This window comes from Ramlibacter alkalitolerans (assembly GCF_016722765.1).
Taxonomy (GTDB): Bacteria; Pseudomonadota; Gammaproteobacteria; order Burkholderiales; family Burkholderiaceae_C; genus Ramlibacter; species Ramlibacter alkalitolerans.
On record NZ_JAEQND010000005.1, the window covers coordinates 37695 to 53704 of the forward strand.

Here is a 16010-nt window from a genome sequence, read left to right on the forward strand (position 1 = left end):
TTGCGGCCTTTGCGTTCGCATTCTTGTTTTGCCTTTCTACCGCGGCCCCCGCGCCTCGCGACGCGCGATCCACAGCGTCGAGGCGCTGATCACCAGGCCGCCGATGAGGGTCGAGCGGCTCGGCTGGTCGTCGAACCAGAGCCAGCCGATCAGCGTCGCCCACACCAGTTCCAGGAACTTGACCGACTGCGTGGCGGAGATGTCGGCTGCGGCATAGGAGCGCGTGAGGCAGTAGTGCGCCGAACTTCCGAGCAGGCCGCACAGCAGGAACAGCAGCCATTGCCCCGGTCCGGGCCACTGCCAGTGCCACAGCGCCAATGGCAGGCTCAGCACGGTGACGCTGATGCTTTGCCACGCCACGATGACGCCCGGCCGCTCGTAGCGCGTGAGCGCCTTCGTCATCAGGAAGGAGGCGGCGAACACCGGCGAGGACGCCAGCATCACCAGGTTGTAGACCCCGCCGCCGCCCGTGAGCTTGGGCGCGACCACGATCAGCACGCCCGCCAGGCCGATGCCTGCGGCCAGCCAGCGCTCCCAGCGCATGGACTCCTTGAACACCAGCACGGCGCCCAGCATGATGAAGATCGGGCCCGTGAAGCCGATCGCGGTGACGTCGGCGATCGTGATGTGCGGCAGGGCGATGAACCACAGCACCAGCCCGATCGTATGCACGCCGCCGCGCGTGAACTGCCCGACCACGTTCTTCGGCCAGTACGTGGCGACGCCGGCGCGCAGCATCAGCGGCAGCATCACAGCAAACCCCATGAGGTAGCGCAGGAACTGCGTCTGGAAGGGATCGACCGCCAGCGACAGGCCGCGCATCAGCGAGTTCAGCACCACGAACAGCAGGCCGGCCGTCGTCGACCACAGCAGGGCCCGCACGTTGCCCGGCAGGCGCTCGATGCGGCGCTGCGCAACCAGCGCGTGGCGAGCGAACAGGTGGCGCCGCGCACTGCGGCGGCTGTCGGCGGGCGGGCTGGACTGCATGGAAGCAGCCACTATAGGGCCGAAGCCCCGCCCGACCTGAAGCGCAGGCCCGTTTCCCTGCCGCGCAGCCTCCTACGGGCGCTGGACCTGGCAGGTCGCGCCCGGCGCGTGATCGGCGTGCTGCGATCCCCGCACCAGCGAGCGCGCCATCAGTTGCGCCGTGAACGCCAGCCGCAGCGCGAAGCCGCGCCGCGGTTCACAGTGCACCGCGGCCTGTTCCGGCGGGCTGTTGACCGCCACCCGGCCCGGCTGCTCCAGCGGGCGGGTCGAGCCCCGCTGCGCCCCGGCGATGCCGGACCCGACGACGATGGCCAGCACCATCCAGGGAAGCAGCCAGGCCCGCGCCCGCAGCAGCTCGAGTCCGGTCGGAGGGCCCGCCGGTGCCGTCGCAATTGCCATGGGTGAACAGTAAGCGTGCGCAGCGTCGGGATCTTGACGGGTGTCAACGCTCACTACGGCGGGCAACGGGGCGTCTGCAAGGCGCCACGCGAGCGCACGGGCCTTGCGCTGCGTCAGGTCTTGACGACGATGCGGCCGCGCACCTGCCCCGCCATCAGGCGCTGCGCCGCATCCACGGCCTGCGCGAGCGGGATCTCCGTCGTCATCGCCTCCAGCAGCGCCGGATCGAGGTCGCGCGCCAGCCGCAGCCAGGCCTGCTCGCGCAGGTGCATGGGCGCCATCACGCTGTCCACCCCCAGCAGCGCCACGCCGCGCAGGATGAAGGGCATCACCGTCGCCGGCAGGTCGATGCCCTGGGCCAGGCCGCAGGCCGCCACCGCGCCGCCGTAGCGGACCTGGGCGCAGGCATTGGCCAGGGTGTGGCTGCCCACCGCGTCGATCACGCCGGCCCAGCGCTCCTTCTGCAGCGGCTTGCCGGGAGTGGCGAGTTCGGCCCGGTCGATGATGGACGAGGCGCCCAGCTTGCGCAGGTAGTCGCCTTCGCTGGCCTTGCCGGTGGCGGCCACCACCTTGTGCCCGGTCTGGGACAGCACGGCGACGGCGACCGAGCCGACGCCACCGGTGGCGCCCGTGACCAGCACCTCGCCGTCGCCGGGGCGCAGGCCGTGGCGCTCCAGCGCCATCGCGCACAGCATCGCGGTGTAGCCCGCGGTGCCGATCGCCATCGCCTGCCGCGCGCTGAACGCGGAGGGCCGGCGCACCAGCCACGCGCCCTTCAGGCGCGCCTTGCCGGCCAGGCAGCCCTTGTGCGTCTCGCCGACGCCCCAGCCATCGAGCACGACCGCGTCGCCGGGCTTCCAGCGCGGATCGCTGCTTTCGACGACGCTGCCGGAGCCGTCGATGCCGGCCACCATCGGCCAGTTGCGGACCACGGGCGAGCGGTTGGTGATCGCCAGGCCGTCCTTGTAGTTGAGCGTCGAGTATTCGATGGCGACGGTGACATCGCCCTCGGGCAGGAAGCTGTCGTCGACCTCGCGCACGGCGGCGCTGAATTCGGGGTTCTTCTCGAGGACGAGGGCCTGGAACATGGTTTCTCCTGTTGGGGGCGCAGCGCTGGGGTTCGCGCGCTTCGCGGCTCACCGCCAGCCTACCCGAGGCGCAGCAGTTGAACTCGCCGCCAGCCTACCCGACATGCTGGCGCAGGACCTTGACCAGCTGGCTGCTCGTGTTGCGCAGGCGCTGGGCCAGCAGCTGCGTGAGCTTGACCAGCAGCTTGGCGCCGATGTCGGGCCGGGCGCGGATCAGGCGCTCGACGCCGGCGCGATCGAGCACCGCCGCCTCCACCTCCGACAGCGCCCAGCAACTCGCGTAGCGCGGCTCGCCGTCGAACATCGACATCTCGCCCAGCACCGTGCCGGGCCGCAGCACCGCCAGCCGCGTGTTGTCGCCGCGGATCTCGCGGTCCGCCTCCGGGCCGATGCGCTTGCCGACGTCCACCGTACCGCGCAGCAGCAGCATCATCCAGTCGTTGGCGTCGCCTTCCACGATCAGCATCTGACCGGGCTGCGCGCGCACGTGCACCATCAGCGAGCCCAGCACGTCCACCTCGGCGGGGCTGAAGTCCTGCAGCAGCACGCTGTTCTCCATCAGCTCGGGCCAGCCGGAGAGGCGCTCGCAGGCGCCGCACACTTCCAGCCCGGTGGCGCGCATCTGCTCCTCCAGCGTGGGCGTCGCCATCGCGTTCAGCGCTGCTGCAGCCAGGCGGCGATGTCCTGCGCCGCCGCGTCGGTGGCCGCCGCCAGCGCGCGCACGCCGCCGGGCGCATCGGCACTGGGCGCCGCGCGCTGCACGTTGAAGCTGCGCTGCGCCAGCAGCCGTTCGCCGCCGCCGGTGTTTTCCAGCAGCGTGCAGCGCAGGCGCAGCACGCCCTGGCTGGCCGTCGGCGATTCGAACAACTGGCTGAATTCCTCCAGTTCCACCCGCAGCACCGGTGGCGGCGAGCCACCGCGGCGGACCAGGGCGGCGCCGGCGGCGGAATCGAGCACCGGGCGCTCGCGCCCCAGCACGTCGCGCAGGCGCTGGCGCAGCAACTGGCCCGGCGGCGCGCTCCAGCGCGCATAGGCGTAGGGGCGCAGCTCGTTCGGATCGTCGTAGCCGAGGCGGTACAGCAAGGCCGGCGTCTCCAGGATGCCGCTCACCTCGACGTCCGGCAGCACCAGCGCGGCGCGGGTCGGCGCGGCGCCGGCGGCCTCGCTCGCCTGCGGGCCGAAGTCGTACATGGTCTGCCGCTTGGGCTTGCTGGGAAGCGCACTGCAGCCGGCGAGCGCCAGTGCGCCCAGGGCGAGGACGGAGCGCCGCTTCATCGACTGGCCCCGGGCACCCGGAAGCCCGGCTCGCCGGGCCCCGGCTGCGGCGCGCCTTCTCCGTAGATCAGCATCTGCGGATTCTCGGTCAGCTCGTTGATCGCGCGGCGCAGGGTGCGCACGGTGCTGGTGGTTTCCTCGGTCGCGCGGTTGAGGCGCGGCAGCGTGGTGGCGCTGAAGGTCTCCACCACGTGCGCCAGCGCATCGCTGCCTTCGCCGATGCGTTGCAGCGGTCCGCCCGGCGCGTTGACCTTCTGCGCGACCTGCCCGAACTGCGCCGCGGCGGCACTCACCTGGTCCGCGGTGGTGCGGAAGTGTTCCACCGTGGTCTGCACGCCGCGCAAGGTGACGGTGGCCTGGGCGATCGCCGGGTCGAGCCGCTGCGTCATGGTGTTGTCGATGCGGTGGGCGAGCTGGTTGGTCGCGCCCGCGGCCTGGCTGATGTTCTCCAGCGCGTCGGCAATGCGCTTCTGGTTCGGGTCGCCCAGCAGCGTGTTGACGCGCTCGGTCACCTCCTTGACGCGATCGAGGATCACCTCGCCGTTCTCCTCCAGCCGCGCGAGCAGCCCCGGCTCCAGCGGGATGCGCGGCGGGTTGTCGTCGTCGGGCTGCAGGCGCGGCGCCGGCTTGCCGTGGTCCGACAGCTGGATGAAGGCCAGCCCCGTCACCCCCTGGTAGCTGAGGGTGGCGAAGGTGTCGCGCGTGAGCGGCGTGTCGCGGTCGACCTCGAGGCGCACCAGCACGTTGCCGACGGCCTTCGGGTCGAAGCCGATGCGCCGCACCTTGCCGACGTCGACGCCGCGAAATCGCACCGGCGCCTGCTCCTGCAGGCCGGTGACCGTCTCGCGGGTGGAGATCTCGTAGGTGTCGCGCACGCCGGTCTCGCGCGTCAGCCAGGACGCGAGCCCCAGCACCAGCGCGGTGAGCAGCGCCACGAAGATGCCGGCGGCCATGGCGTGGGCCTTGTTTTCCATGCCTGCTTTTTACCTTGATCAGATCGCGAACGGGTATTCGCGCAACAGTTCCATCGCCCGCTGGCCCCGCTCCCCCAGGAAGAAGTCCTCCACGAAGGGATGGCGGAAGGCGATCACCTCGCGCGGCCGGTCGTTGACGATCACGCGCTGGTCGGCCAGCACCGCGATGCGGGTGGACAGCTCGAACAACGTGTCGAGGTCGTGGGTGACCATGATCACCGTCAGCGCCAGGTCGCGGTGCAGCGAGCGCAGCAGGTTGACGAAGCCGTCCGAGCTCTCCGGGTCCAGGCCCGCCGTGGGCTCGTCCAGCAGCAGCAGCGGCGGATCCATGATGAGGGCCCGCGCCAGCGCGGCGCGCTTGATCATGCCGCCCGACAGTTCGGAAGGCATCTTGTCGGCGTCGACCGGCTTGAGGCCCACCATCTGCAGCTTGACCATCGCCGCCTCGACGATCAGCTTGTGCGGCAGCGTCTTGAGCTCGCGCAGCGGAAAGGCGATGTTCTCCAGCACGGTGAAGGCGGAGAACAGCGCGCCGTGCTGGAACAGCATGCCGATGCGGCTGGAGGCGCCGCGGCCGGAGAACTCGCCCACCGGGTGCCCCATGATGCGCACCTCGCCCTTGTGCGGGCGCTCCAGCCCGAGGATCTGGCGCAGCAGCACCGTCTTGCCGGAGCCGGACCCGCCGACGATCGACAGCACCTCGCCGCGCTGCACGCTGAGGTCGAGATCCTTGTGGATCACCAGGCGCCGGTCCGGCATCTCGAAGACCGACCACAGCTTGCGGATCTCCACCATCGGCTCCGAGGCATGGGGGCGCGGCGGCGCGTCCGGCTCCATCAGATCCCCACGTTGCTGAACAGGATGGCGAACAGCGCGTCCACCAGGATCACCACCGTGATCGCGGTGACCACCGAAGCCGTCGTGCCCTGCCCCAGGCTTTGGGTGTTGGGCTGCACGCGCAGGCCGAAGTGGCAGCCGATGAGCGCGATCAGGATGCCGAACACCACCGACTTCGACATGCCCAGCACCAGGTTGGAGACGCGCACCGCGTCCGGCAGCGCGCGCAGGAAGAACAGCGGGCTGATGCCCAGCGACAGGTCGGCCGCCACCATGCCGCCGATCAGGCCGGCGATCGTGGTCCAGCCGCTGATCAGGGGCATGGCGATCGACAGCGCCATCGCGCGCGGCATCACCAGCCGGTAGGTGTGCGAGATCCCCATCACGCGCATCGCATCGAGTTCGTCGGTCACGCGCATGACGCCGATCTCCGCCGTGATCGCGGAACCGGAACGGCCGGCGATCAGGATCGCGCCCAGCATCGGGCCGAGTTCGCGCACCAGCGCGATGCCCAGGATGTCGACGATGTACGCGTCGGCCCCGAACTGCCGCAGCTGCTGGGCGGTGAGGTAGGCCAGCACCACGCCGATCAGCCCGCCGACCAGCGCCGTGATCGGCAGCGAGGTCGCGCCGATGCGGTACAGGTGGCCGGAAAAATCGCGCCAGGGCGCCCGGTGCGGCGCCCGCACCAGCTCGCGCAGGTCGATCGTCAGCTGGCCGATCAGCTGCAGGAAACCCTTGAGGTGATCGCCGGCGCGCAGCAGCAGCGCGCCGAACCCGAGGTAGTAGTCGCGCAGGCCGGGGCGCTTGCGTTTGGGTCGCGCGCGCGTGAACTGGGCGACCCGCTCCAGGATCGCGCGCTGCGGCGGCAGCACCTCGAGCTGGTCCGGCCAGCGCTGGCCCCAGTGGTCCCACAGCAGCTGGGCGCCCACGTGGTCCAGCAACGCGGCCTGCCGCAGGTCCCAGGCCTGCCGGTCGCGCTTGCGCGGCAGGGCGCGCACCAGGTCGCGAAAGAGCTGCGGCCGCGAGAACTGAGCCGCCGTCCATTCCCCGAGCAGGCGCACGACGTCGCCCTGCGCCGCGGGCGCTTGTTCGACGCGGGGCGTGAGCTCGTTGGTGGCCATGGGAACTGTCCATCGTAACGGCAGAGCCGTCGTCCGTGGGGCGGCGGTATAAGGGCGCCAGTGCGACAGCGGCGACAAGGAGAAGGTCCATGGCCAAGGACGTGGTGCGCATCGGGGGCGCCTCGGGCTTCTGGGGCGACAGCTGCGTCGGGGCGCCGCAGCTGGTGGAACGCGGGGAGGTCGACTTCCTGGTGTTCGACTACCTGGCCGAACTGACCCTGTCCATCCTGGCGGCGGCGCGCGGCAGGAACCCCGAGCTGGGCTACGCCACCGACTTCGTGCAGGTCACCCTGCGCGAGATCCTGCGCGAGGTGGTGGCGGGCGGCATCCGCGTGATCAGCAATGCCGGCGGCGTGAACCCGCAGGCCTGCGCCGACGCGCTGCGGGCGCTCGCGGCCGAACAAGGCGTGCGCCTGCGCATTGCCGTCGTCACCGGCGACGACGTCGTGGCGCTGGCGCCCGCGCCGCCTTCCGGCAAGCTCCTCACCGCCAACGCCTACCTGGGCGCGCTGCCGATCCGCGCCGCACTCGACGCCGGGGCGCAGGTGGTGATCACCGGCCGCTGCGTGGACAGCGCGGTGACGCTGGGAGCGCTGATGCACGCGTTCGGCTGGGCCGCGGACGACTACGCGCGCCTGGCCCAGGGCAGCCTGGCCGGCCATCTGGTCGAATGCGGCTGCCAGGCCACCGGCGGCCTGCACACCGATTGGGAGGCCGTGCCGGACTGGCCGCACATCGGCTACCCGGTGCTGGAATGCCACGCCGACGGCAGCTTTGTGCTGACCAAGCCGCCGGGCACGGGCGGTCTGGTGAATCACGCCGTGGTGGCCGAACAGATGCTGTACGAGATCGGCGATCCGCGGCGTTACCTGCTGCCGGACGTGACCTGCGACTTCACGCAGGTGCGGCTCGAGGCCGTCGGCGACCAGCGGGTGATGGTGAGCGGCGCGCAGGGCCTCGCGCCCGGCCCGCAGTACAAGGTTTCGGCCACCGCGATGGACGGCTTTCGCTGCACCGGCCAGCTCACGATCGTCGGCCTGGCGGCGGCGCGCAAGGCGCAGCGCACCGGGGAAGCGATCCTGGCGCGCACGCGGGCGCTGTTCGCGGCGCGCGGCTGGCCCGACTACACGCGCACGCGCATCGAAGTGCTCGGCTCGGAGCAGGCGAACTTCGGGCCGCACGCGCGTTGCGGCGAGGTCCGCGAGGCGGTGCTGCAGGTGGCCGTGATGCATCCGCGCAAGGAGGCGCTGGAGCTGTTCGCACGCGAGATCGCGCCGGCCGGCACGAGCTGGGCGCCGGGCACCACGGGCGCCGGCGGGCGGCCGAGCCCTTCGCCCTGCATCCGGCAGCTGGCGTTCTTCGTCGACAAGGCGCAGGTGACGCCGCGCGTGGACGTCGATGGGGAGATGCTGGAGGCGGCGATTCCCTGCGGCCAGGCGGCGGTGCCGCCGGCGCAGGAAGTGGATGCCGTGCCGGCGGCCTTTCCGCCGGCGCCGTGCATCGAGGTGCCGCTGGTGCAGCTTGCCTGGGCGCGCAGCGGCGACAAGGGCGATACGTCCAACATCGGCGTGATCGCGCGCCGGCCCGAGTGGCTGCCGTGGCTGCGGGCGCAGGTGACGGAGCAGCGCGTGAAGGAGTGGCTGGCGCACCTGGTGGCCGGCGAAGTCCGGCGCTTCGATGTGCCCGGCATCGGCGCGATGAATTTCGTGTGCAGCGAGGCGCTGGATGGCGGCGGGATGGCTTCCTTGCGCAACGATCCGCTCGGGAAAGGGATGGCGCAGATCCTGCTGGCGATGCCGGTGCAGGTACCGCAAGGGTGGGCTTCGTAGGCTGGCGGTGAGGAGCGAAGCTCCCGAACCCCAGCGTTGCGACAGCGCTGGGGTTCCGGCGCTGGCGCGCGTCACCGCCAGCCTACGCAACCGAAAATCCCGCCTTCATCGCCCCCCGCAGGTGATCCACCAGGCACTGCACCGCCCGCGGCACCTGCGGCGACCACGGCCGGATCGCGTAGATCGCATCGCCGAAGAAGCCGAGCGGCCGCCACTCGGGCAGCAGCGGCACGAGCTGGCGCGGCCCCAGGTGCGCGGCGGCGCTGAAGTCCGGCAGCAGGGCGATGCCCGATCCCGCCAGCACCGCGTCGCGCAGCACCTCGCTGTTGTTGGCGCGGAACGGCCCCTCCACGTTCACCACCACGCGTTCGGCCTTCCGGCCGGCACCCCGCTCGAACGACCAGGCCTGGTGGCCGCCCTGGCGCAGGTAGGCCAGGCAGGCGTGCCCGGACAGCTCCGAGGGATGGCGCGGCGTGCCGTGCCGCCGCAGGTAGTCGGGGCTGGCGACCAGCAGCGAGCGCGAGGGGCAGAGCTGCCAGGCCACATGCGTCTCCGGCGGTGCCTGCGTGTGCCGGATGGCGATGTCGAAACCCTCCTGCGCGAGGTTGACGAAGCGGTCGCTCAGGTCGAGGTCCAGCCGGATCTCGGGATACTGCTGCAGGAATGCAGGCAGCACGGGCGCGACGTGCTGGCGGCCCAGCGCCACCGGCGCGCTCACCCGCAGCAGGCCGCGCGGCGAGCCGGCCAGGTCGCGGATGCCGGCGAAGCTGTGCGCGATGCGCTCGAAGGCGCCGCGCGTCTCGTCCACCAGTTGCTGGCCGGCCTGCGTGAGTCCCACCGAGCGCGTCGTGCGGCGCACCAGCGGCACGCCGGCCACGCGTTCCAGCTCCGCGATCCGCCCGCTGACCGAGGCCTTGGAGATCCCGAGCCGGCGCGCCGCCTGGGTGTAGCTGCGGGTTTCGGCCAGCACGGTGAGCAGGTGCAGGTCGGCGAAGGCGGGGGTGGCGGCGGCAGTCACATTGTTCATTCTGGCAAACAATGTGATCGCCGCCCGCGCCTTTGCAAACCGGCGCCGCGGGCCTAGACTGGCCCGACCTCCCTGCGAGAACCACGACCATGAACGCACCCGACAAGAACCGTCCCGCCGCCACGATGGCGTCCATCGAACACTGGATCGCCGGCAAGCTGGCCCCCGGCCAGAGCGGCCGCCGCGCCGACGTGTTCAACCCCGCCCTCGGCCAGGTCAGCGGCCGGGTGGCGCTGGCCAACGCCGGCGAAGTGGCACAGGCCGTCGCGGCCGCGCAGGCTGCCTTCCCGGCCTGGGCCGACACGCCGCCGCTGCGCCGCGCCCGCGTGATGTTCAGGTTCCTCGAACTCCTGAACCGCTACCGCGACGACCTGGCCCGCATGATCACCGCCGAACACGGCAAGGTGTTCACCGACGCGCAGGGCGAGGTCACGCGCGGCCTCGAGATCGTGGAGTTCGCCTGCGGCATCCCGCAGCTGCTCAAGGGCGACTACACCGACCAGGTTTCCACCGGCATCGACAACTGGACGATGCGCCAGCCGCTGGGCGTGGTGGCCGGCATCACGCCCTTCAACTTCCCGGTGATGGTGCCGATGTGGATGTTCCCGGTGGCGCTCGCCGCCGGCAACTGCTTCATCCTCAAGCCCAGCCCGCTCGATCCGACGCCCTCGATCCGCATGGCCGAACTGCTGAAGGAAGCGGGCCTGCCCGATGGCGTGTTCAGCGTGGTCCAGGGCGACAAGGAAGCCGTCGACGCGCTGATCGAGCACCCGGACGTGAAGGCGATCTCCTTCGTCGGCTCCACCGCCATCGCGCAGAAGATCTACGAGACCGGCGCGAAGCACGGCAAGCGCGTGCAGGCGCTGGGCGGGGCGAAGAACCACATGGTGGTCATGCCCGACGCCGACATGGACCAGGCGATCGATGCGCTGATCGGGTCGGCCTTCGGTTCCGCCGGCGAGCGCTGCATGGCGATCTCGGTCGGCATCCTGGTCGGCGAGGCCGCCGACAAGATCATGGACAAGCTGGCCGAGCGCACGCAGGCGCTGAAGGTGAAGAACGGCACCGAGCTCGATGCGGAGATGGGCCCGATCGTCACGCCGGCGGCGCACCAGCGCATCACCGGCTACATCGCGCAGGGCGAGACCGAAGGCGCGAAGCTGCTCGTGGACGGCCGCAAGTTCCAGGGCGCGGCGGCCGGCGCCGGCTGCGACAGCGGCTTCTGGCTGGGCGGCACGCTGTTCGACAACGTGCGGCCGGACATGAAGATCTACCAGGAGGAGATCTTCGGCCCGGTGCTCGGATGCATGCGCGTGAAGGACCTGAAGGAAGCGGTGGACGTGATCAACGCGCACGAATACGGCAACGGCGTCTCGTGCTTCACCCGCGACGGTAACGTGGCGCGCGAATTCGGCCGCCGCGTGCAGGTGGGCATGGTGGGCATCAACGTGCCGATCCCGGTGCCGATGGCGTGGCACGGCTTCGGCGGCTGGAAGAAGAGCCTGTTCGGCGACATGCACGCCTACGGCGAGGAAGGCGTGCGCTTCTACACCAAGCAGAAGTCGATCATGCAGCGCTGGCCGGAGAGCATCTCGAAAGGCGCGGAGTTCGTGATGCCGACCTCGAAATAGCGGTGGCTGGCGGGAGAGAATGCCCTCAACGCAAAAGCCGCGAAAGTAACGCGAAAGCCGCAAAAGTAAACTCCTGCCAAGGATTCCTTTTGCGGCTTTCGCATTTTCTTGTGCGGCTTTCGCGTTGAGGCTGTTCGAACACCGCTCACGACGAGGACGAGGGGAGACATGAGCTACAACAGCTTCGACTACATCATCATCGGCGCCGGCACGGCGGGGTGCCTGCTGGCGAACCGGCTGAGTGCGGATCCGAAGAGGCGCGTGCTGCTGATCGAGGCGGGGCGGCGCGACGACTACCACTGGATCCACATTCCGGTCGGCTACCTCTATTGCATCGGCAACGAACGCACCGACTGGCTGTACTACACCGAGCCGGACGCGGGCCTCAACGGCCGCAAGCTGCGCTACCCGCGCGGCAAGACGCTCGGCGGCTGCTCCAGCATCAACGGCATGATCTACATGCGCGGCCAGGCCCGCGACTACGACGGCTGGGCGCAGCGCCTGGGCGACGCGAGCTGGCGCTGGGAGCACTGCCTGCCCTACTTCAAGAAGCACGAGGACTACTACAAGGGCGCCGACGCCGTGCATGGCAGCGGCGGGGAATGGCGCGTGGAGAAGCAGCGCCTGCGCTGGGACGTGCTCGATGCCTTCGCGCAGGCCGCCCAGGAAGCGGGCATCCCGCACAGCGAGGACTTCAACCGCGGCAGCAACGAAGGCGTCGGCTACTTCCAGGTCAACCAGAAGGGCGGCTGGCGCTGGAACACCGCCAAGGCCTTCCTGCGCCCGACCTGCTACGGCCGCCCGAACTTCGAGCTGTGGACCAACGCGCAGGTCACGCGCCTGCTGTTCGAGACGCTCCCGGATGGCACGAAACGCTGCCGCGGCGCCGAGGTCTGGACCGGCGAGGGCATGGAAACGGCGCTGGCCGCGCGCGAAGTGCTGCTGTGCGCGGGCAGCATCGGCTCGCCGCAGTTGCTGCAGCTCTCCGGCATCGGGCCGGCCGGGCTGCTGCGCGAGCACGGCATTCCCGTGGTGCAGGACCTGCCCGGCGTCGGCGAGAACCTGCAGGACCACCTGCAGATCCGCGCCGTGTTCAAGGTGGACGGCGTGGCGACCCTGAACACGCTGGCCAACAGCTGGTGGGGCAAGCTGAAGATCGGCATGGAATACGCGCTGAAGCGCAGCGGGCCCATGAGCATGGCGCCCTCGCAGCTCGGCGCCTTCACGCGCAGTTCGCCCGAGCAGCCGTATCCGAACATCGAATACCACGTGCAGCCCCTGAGCCTCGACGCCTTCGGCGAGCCGCTGCATGGCTTCAACGCCTTCACGGCCAGCGTCTGCAACCTCAACCCGACGAGCCGCGGCTGGGTGCGCATCCGCAGCAACCGCTTCGCGGACGCGCCGGCCATCGCACCCAATTACCTGAGCACCGACGCGGACCGCAAGGTCGCGGCCGATTCGCTGCGCGTCACGCGCCGCATCGCGGCGCAGCCGGCGCTGGCGCCCTTCCACCCGCAGGAGTGGCGGCCCGGCGTGCAGTACCAGAGCGACGAGGAACTGGCGCGGCTGGCAGGCGACATCGCCACCACCATCTTCCATCCGGTGGGCACGACGGCGATGGGCGCGGACGACGACCCGCTGGCGGTGCTGGATGCGCGCCTGCGCGTGCGCGGCATCGCCGGCCTGCGCGTGGTGGACGGCGGCGCGATGCCCACCATCACCAGCGGCAACACCAACGCACCGATCCTGATGCTGGCGGAAAAAGCCGCCGAGTGGGTGCAGAAGGAGGTGCCGCGGCACTAGCAAGCGGTGCGGTGCGGTGCGGTGCGGTGCCGCGCTGCGCTCTGTGCCCTCCGGTCCGGCGCAGGACGGCTTTGTCCGCCTCACTCCATGTCCCCCGGCGCGGTTGAGAGCACGGGCCTTGGCCGAAGCCACGCCCGCGCCTCCTCCTTGACTTCCGGAGTCGGACAAAGCCGTCCTGCGCCTGCGGCGTTGCATGGTGGAGCAGCCGCTGCCCCGGGGTCAGCCAGGAGCGCAGCGCTACGATGCTCCCGAGGGGATCGGAGGCAACGCTGCTCCCGCTGGCCTTCCGGGAGCCCGGCCGGGCTGCCCCTGTCATCCGCAGGACTTTGTATTGCGTCAAAACTCCTTCGCCGCGCATGGCCGAGCCGGGAAATCCCGGATGCACTGTGCCTGTGCGTCGCTGTACAGTCCGGGCACTCGCGTTGCGCCCCAGGCGGGTGCAACAGGACGAGGGACCGAGGAGACAAACCCCCAATCAGAAATCGAACATCGCCGGCCCCCGCAAAGATCGGGGACCGACTCGAAGGCGCCGCTGTCCAGCGGCGCCTTTCTTTTTGGGCCCGGCACGCTCCTGGCGCTCCAGCACGGCGCCTCCTTCCTGCGCCGACTCTGCCCATAATGGGCGATGGACGACATCGTGCGCCAGGCCATGGCCAAGTGGCCCAACGTGCCGCATTGCTTCGGCTGGCTGGCACTCGACGACCGCGGCAACTGGTACATGCGGGACGACCGCGTGCAGGCCGCCGGGCCCTTCCCGCAGGCCAAGGGCTCGCTGTTGCGGCACGAGAAGCTGATCGACTTCATCCACCGCAACTACGACCGCGACGCGCAGGGCCAGTGGTTCTTCCAGAACGGGCCGCAGCGCGTCTATGTCGAACTGCAGGCCACGCCCTGGATCTGGCGCGTCGCCGGGGCCGACGCGGTGACCAGCCACACCGGGCTGGCCGCGCAGGTCCAGGGCTGCCTCCTCGACGAGGAGGGGCGGCTCTACCTCGTCACGGACCGCGGCTTCGGCCTGGTGCACACGCAGGACATCGTGCGCGCGTCCGATGTCGTGGAGTCGGGTCGCTGGGTGCCCGAAGAGGTTCGGGGGGCGGACCTGCCCGCCCGCTTCGGCTACGTGACGAGTCCAGCGGGGCAACGGCCCTGAAGCAGCGAAGCCGGCGCAAGGCCGGCTTCGGTGGCGAGAGCGGCGCGCGCCCGCTTACTTCGACGCGTTGACCATGTATTCGACGGCAGCCTTCACATCGGCATCCGGCGCCGTGCTGCCGCCCTTGGGCGGCATCGCGCCCTTGCCGTGCAGCGCGTTGTTCTGCAGCGTGGGCAGGCCCTGCGCGATGCGCGGCGCCCAGGCCGCCTTGTCGCCCAGCTTCGGCGCTCCGGCGACGCCGGCACCGTGGCACATGCCGCAGGTCGCGTCGTAGAGGGCCTTGCCATTGCCGGCGGCGGCAGCGGGAGCCGCAGCGGGCGCGGCGGCGGCGGTCGTCGCCGCGGCGGCCGGCGCGGCGCTGGGGGCCGCAGCGGCAACCGGAGCAGCGGGAGCCGCCGGTGCGGCAACAGCCGGTGCGGCAGCAGCCGGGGCCGCGGCGACCGGAGCGGCCCCGGCAGCCGGAGCGCCCGCCACCGGGGCGGCCGGCGCTGCGGGCTCGGCGAACTTCGCGCCGGCCGCGTTGGCCATGTAGGCCACGCCGCGCGCCACTTCGACCTCGCCGAAATCGCCGCCGGCCTGCGGCGGCATGGCGCCCTTGCCCTTGACGGCGGAGGCGACCAGGGCGTCGAAGCCGGTCTTGATGCGGTTGGCCCAGGCGGCCGCGTCACCGAACTTCGGTGCGCCGGCAGCGCCCGTGGTGTGGCAGGCCGTGCACTGGGCCTTGAACACTTCCTCGCCGCTGCGCAGCGGCCGGTTGGCATCGCGGATTTCCACGGTGCCCACCTTGCGCAGGCGCTCGGCGACGCCGCGCTCGATGTCCTGCGTCGTCACGCCACCGAGGACGTACTTCTCGACATCCCTGCTGCCGGCGGGCTTGTCCTCGGACACCACGTACGACACCAGCGCGATGATGATGAACACCGGGACGACGAAGGCGAACAGCACCGTGATCAGCAGTTGCTTGGGAGTCTTGATCGGGCCAGTGTGGGCGTCGTCCAGCGTGCTGTCGCTCATGGTGTTTCTCGTTGGAGGCGTTCTTTGATGAACCCGCGATTATATCGGGCGGTCCCGATGGGCCCCCGCCCGTCGGGTTTCGGGCGGGCGGGCAGCGGCGCGGGGGCCGCGCTTGACCTGCATCATCCCGCCGCTCGGCGGTCTCGCGGACGCTCGGGGCCGGAGGTCTCCCCAGCAATGTCCGGCGCATCCGCCCTCAGCATCATCCGCGAAGAACACGCGGCCGTGTCGGCCCTGCTGCGCTCGCTGCGCCTGCTCGCGGCCAAGGGGCCGGGCGAGCGCCGCGCGCAGTTTTTCGAGAGCATGCGGGCCATGCTGTTCTACCTGGACGAATTTCCCGAGCGGCGCCACCATCCGAACGAGTCGAACCTGCTGTTCCCGATGCTGCTGCGCGCCACGCCGGAACTGCAACCGGTGATCGAGAAGCTCGAGGCGGACCACGCGTCCGGCGAGCACCGCGTGCGCAAGCTGCAGCACATGCTGGTGGGCTGGGAGTTCCTGGGCGAGGCGCGCCGCGACGGCTTCACCGTCGCCCTGAACGACTACATCCGCCTCTACCTGCAGCACATGCAGGTCGAGGAAACGCACCTGCTGCCGCATGCGGCGCGGGTGCTGAGCCCGGCGCAGCACGCCGAGCTCGATGCCGCCTTTGCCGCGGCGCTGGACCCGCTGGCCTCGGGCCGCCGCGAGCCGGTGTACGAAGAACTGTTCGATCGCATCGTGGGACAGGCGCCCTCGCCCGTCGGCCTCGGCCACGGCTGAGGCCTGCGCGGTCCAGTCGCCCTGCACCACGCGGGCCGTGGGGGCAGGTGCAGCCAGCGCGCCTTCGCGCTATAACGGGTCCACAGGCCACGCGGGCCTGCAGGCGCCCA

The 16010-nt window shown here is 70.8% G+C and carries 15 protein-coding genes; 5 read left to right on the forward strand and 10 right to left on the reverse strand.

Annotation, left to right across the window (positions count from 1 at the left end):
- Nucleotides 1–36: 36 nt before the first annotated feature.
- From JI746_RS09630 to JI746_RS09665, 8 genes are all read right to left on the reverse strand, one after another.
- Entirely contained in the window at nt 37–987 is a 951-nt protein-coding gene (locus JI746_RS09630) for a DMT family transporter (protein WP_201688926.1), read from the reverse strand.
- 72 nt (nt 988–1059) lie between these two features.
- Complete coding sequence (locus JI746_RS09635) at nt 1060–1386, reverse strand: hypothetical protein (RefSeq protein ID WP_201688928.1); 327 nt, start codon at nt 1384–1386, stop codon at nt 1060–1062.
- A 113-nt stretch (nt 1387–1499) separates the two neighbouring features.
- Nucleotides 1500–2474, reverse strand: coding sequence for an acrylyl-CoA reductase (NADPH) (gene acuI / locus JI746_RS09640; protein WP_201688930.1), 975 nt, complete (start codon nt 2472–2474; stop codon nt 1500–1502).
- Nucleotides 2475–2568: 94 nt separating this feature from the next.
- The gene (locus JI746_RS09645) at nt 2569–3123 is read right to left on the reverse strand and encodes a cyclic nucleotide-binding domain-containing protein (protein WP_201688932.1); all 555 of its coding nucleotides are present in this window, start codon (nt 3121–3123) and stop codon (nt 2569–2571) included.
- Nucleotides 3124–3128: 5 nt separating this feature from the next.
- Nucleotides 3129–3749, reverse strand: a complete 621-nt coding sequence (locus JI746_RS09650) for an ABC-type transport auxiliary lipoprotein family protein (protein WP_201688934.1) — start codon at nt 3747–3749, stop codon at nt 3129–3131.
- Nucleotides 3746–4723, reverse strand: a complete 978-nt coding sequence (locus JI746_RS09655) for an MlaD family protein (protein ID WP_201688936.1) — start codon at nt 4721–4723, stop codon at nt 3746–3748. The genes JI746_RS09650 and JI746_RS09655 overlap by 4 nt, the downstream gene beginning before the upstream one ends.
- An 18-nt stretch (nt 4724–4741) precedes the next feature.
- Nucleotides 4742–5560 (reverse strand): ABC transporter ATP-binding protein, encoded by an 819-nt coding sequence (locus JI746_RS09660; protein ID WP_201688943.1) that lies wholly within the window; start codon nt 5558–5560, stop codon nt 4742–4744.
- Nucleotides 5560–6684: an MlaE family ABC transporter permease gene (locus JI746_RS09665; RefSeq protein WP_201688945.1), complete on the reverse strand. Its 1125-nt coding sequence runs from the start codon at nt 6682–6684 to the stop codon at nt 5560–5562. The genes JI746_RS09660 and JI746_RS09665 overlap by 1 nt, the downstream gene beginning before the upstream one ends.
- Nucleotides 6685–6773: 89 nt before the next feature.
- Here JI746_RS09665 and JI746_RS09670 point away from each other — a divergent pair, with 89 nt between their 5' ends.
- Complete coding sequence (locus JI746_RS09670) at nt 6774–8513, forward strand: acyclic terpene utilization AtuA family protein (RefSeq protein ID WP_201688947.1); 1740 nt, start codon at nt 6774–6776, stop codon at nt 8511–8513.
- Between the two features lie 82 nt (nt 8514–8595).
- Here the strand turns inward: JI746_RS09670 and JI746_RS09675 are convergent, their stop codons facing one another.
- Nucleotides 8596–9540, reverse strand: coding sequence for a LysR family transcriptional regulator (locus tag JI746_RS09675; RefSeq protein ID WP_201688948.1), 945 nt, complete (start codon nt 9538–9540; stop codon nt 8596–8598).
- 125 nt (nt 9541–9665) lie between these two features.
- On the opposite strand from JI746_RS09675, the gene JI746_RS09680 reads away from it, so the two are divergent.
- The 3 genes from JI746_RS09680 to JI746_RS09690 all read left to right on the forward strand — a co-directional run bounded on the left by JI746_RS09680 (nt 9666) and on the right by JI746_RS09690 (nt 14124).
- Nucleotides 9666–11171, forward strand: coding sequence for a CoA-acylating methylmalonate-semialdehyde dehydrogenase (locus tag JI746_RS09680; RefSeq protein ID WP_201689507.1), 1506 nt, complete (start codon nt 9666–9668; stop codon nt 11169–11171).
- A gap of 168 nt (nt 11172–11339) precedes the next feature.
- Nucleotides 11340–12974 (forward strand): GMC family oxidoreductase, encoded by a 1635-nt coding sequence (locus tag JI746_RS09685; RefSeq protein WP_201688950.1) that lies wholly within the window; start codon nt 11340–11342, stop codon nt 12972–12974.
- 625 nt (nt 12975–13599) lie between these two features.
- Nucleotides 13600–14124: a DUF2946 family protein gene (locus JI746_RS09690; protein ID WP_201688952.1), complete on the forward strand. Its 525-nt coding sequence runs from the start codon at nt 13600–13602 to the stop codon at nt 14122–14124.
- 54 nt (nt 14125–14178) lie between these two features.
- Here the strand turns inward: JI746_RS09690 and JI746_RS09695 are convergent, their stop codons facing one another.
- Entirely contained in the window at nt 14179–15138 is a 960-nt protein-coding gene (locus JI746_RS09695; RefSeq protein ID WP_201688954.1) for a c-type cytochrome, read from the reverse strand.
- A gap of 177 nt (nt 15139–15315) precedes the next feature.
- On the opposite strand from JI746_RS09695, the gene JI746_RS09700 reads away from it, so the two are divergent.
- Entirely contained in the window at nt 15316–15900 is a 585-nt protein-coding gene (locus JI746_RS09700; RefSeq protein WP_201688955.1) for a hemerythrin domain-containing protein, read from the forward strand.
- Nucleotides 15901–16010: the final 110 nt, after the last annotated feature.

Bases quoted from the DNA above. Each gene is read 5' to 3' on its own strand.
- JI746_RS09630 (WP_201688926.1), bottom strand. From the start codon at position 987: ATGCAGTCCAGCCCGCCCGCCGACAGCCGCCGCAGTGCGCGGCGCCAC.
- JI746_RS09635 (WP_201688928.1), bottom strand. From the start codon at position 1,386: ATGGCAATTGCGACGGCACCGGCGGGCCCTCCGACCGGACTCGAGCTG.
- acuI (WP_201688930.1), bottom strand. From the start codon at position 2,474: ATGTTCCAGGCCCTCGTCCTCGAGAAGAACCCCGAATTCAGCGCCGCC.
- JI746_RS09645 (WP_201688932.1), bottom strand. From the start codon at position 3,123: ATGGCGACGCCCACGCTGGAGGAGCAGATGCGCGCCACCGGGCTGGAA.
- JI746_RS09650 (WP_201688934.1), bottom strand. From the start codon at position 3,749: ATGAAGCGGCGCTCCGTCCTCGCCCTGGGCGCACTGGCGCTCGCCGGC.
- JI746_RS09655 (WP_201688936.1), bottom strand. From the start codon at position 4,723: ATGGAAAACAAGGCCCACGCCATGGCCGCCGGCATCTTCGTGGCGCTG.
- JI746_RS09660 (WP_201688943.1), bottom strand. From the start codon at position 5,560: ATGGAGCCGGACGCGCCGCCGCGCCCCCATGCCTCGGAGCCGATGGTG.
- JI746_RS09665 (WP_201688945.1), bottom strand. From the start codon at position 6,684: ATGGCCACCAACGAGCTCACGCCCCGCGTCGAACAAGCGCCCGCGGCG.
- JI746_RS09670 (WP_201688947.1), top strand. From the start codon at position 6,774: ATGGCCAAGGACGTGGTGCGCATCGGGGGCGCCTCGGGCTTCTGGGGC.
- JI746_RS09675 (WP_201688948.1), bottom strand. From the start codon at position 9,540: ATGAACAATGTGACTGCCGCCGCCACCCCCGCCTTCGCCGACCTGCAC.
- JI746_RS09680 (WP_201689507.1), top strand. From the start codon at position 9,666: ATGGCGTCCATCGAACACTGGATCGCCGGCAAGCTGGCCCCCGGCCAG.
- JI746_RS09685 (WP_201688950.1), top strand. From the start codon at position 11,340: ATGAGCTACAACAGCTTCGACTACATCATCATCGGCGCCGGCACGGCG.
- JI746_RS09690 (WP_201688952.1), top strand. From the start codon at position 13,600: ATGGACGACATCGTGCGCCAGGCCATGGCCAAGTGGCCCAACGTGCCG.
- JI746_RS09695 (WP_201688954.1), bottom strand. From the start codon at position 15,138: ATGAGCGACAGCACGCTGGACGACGCCCACACTGGCCCGATCAAGACT.
- JI746_RS09700 (WP_201688955.1), top strand. From the start codon at position 15,316: ATGTCCGGCGCATCCGCCCTCAGCATCATCCGCGAAGAACACGCGGCC.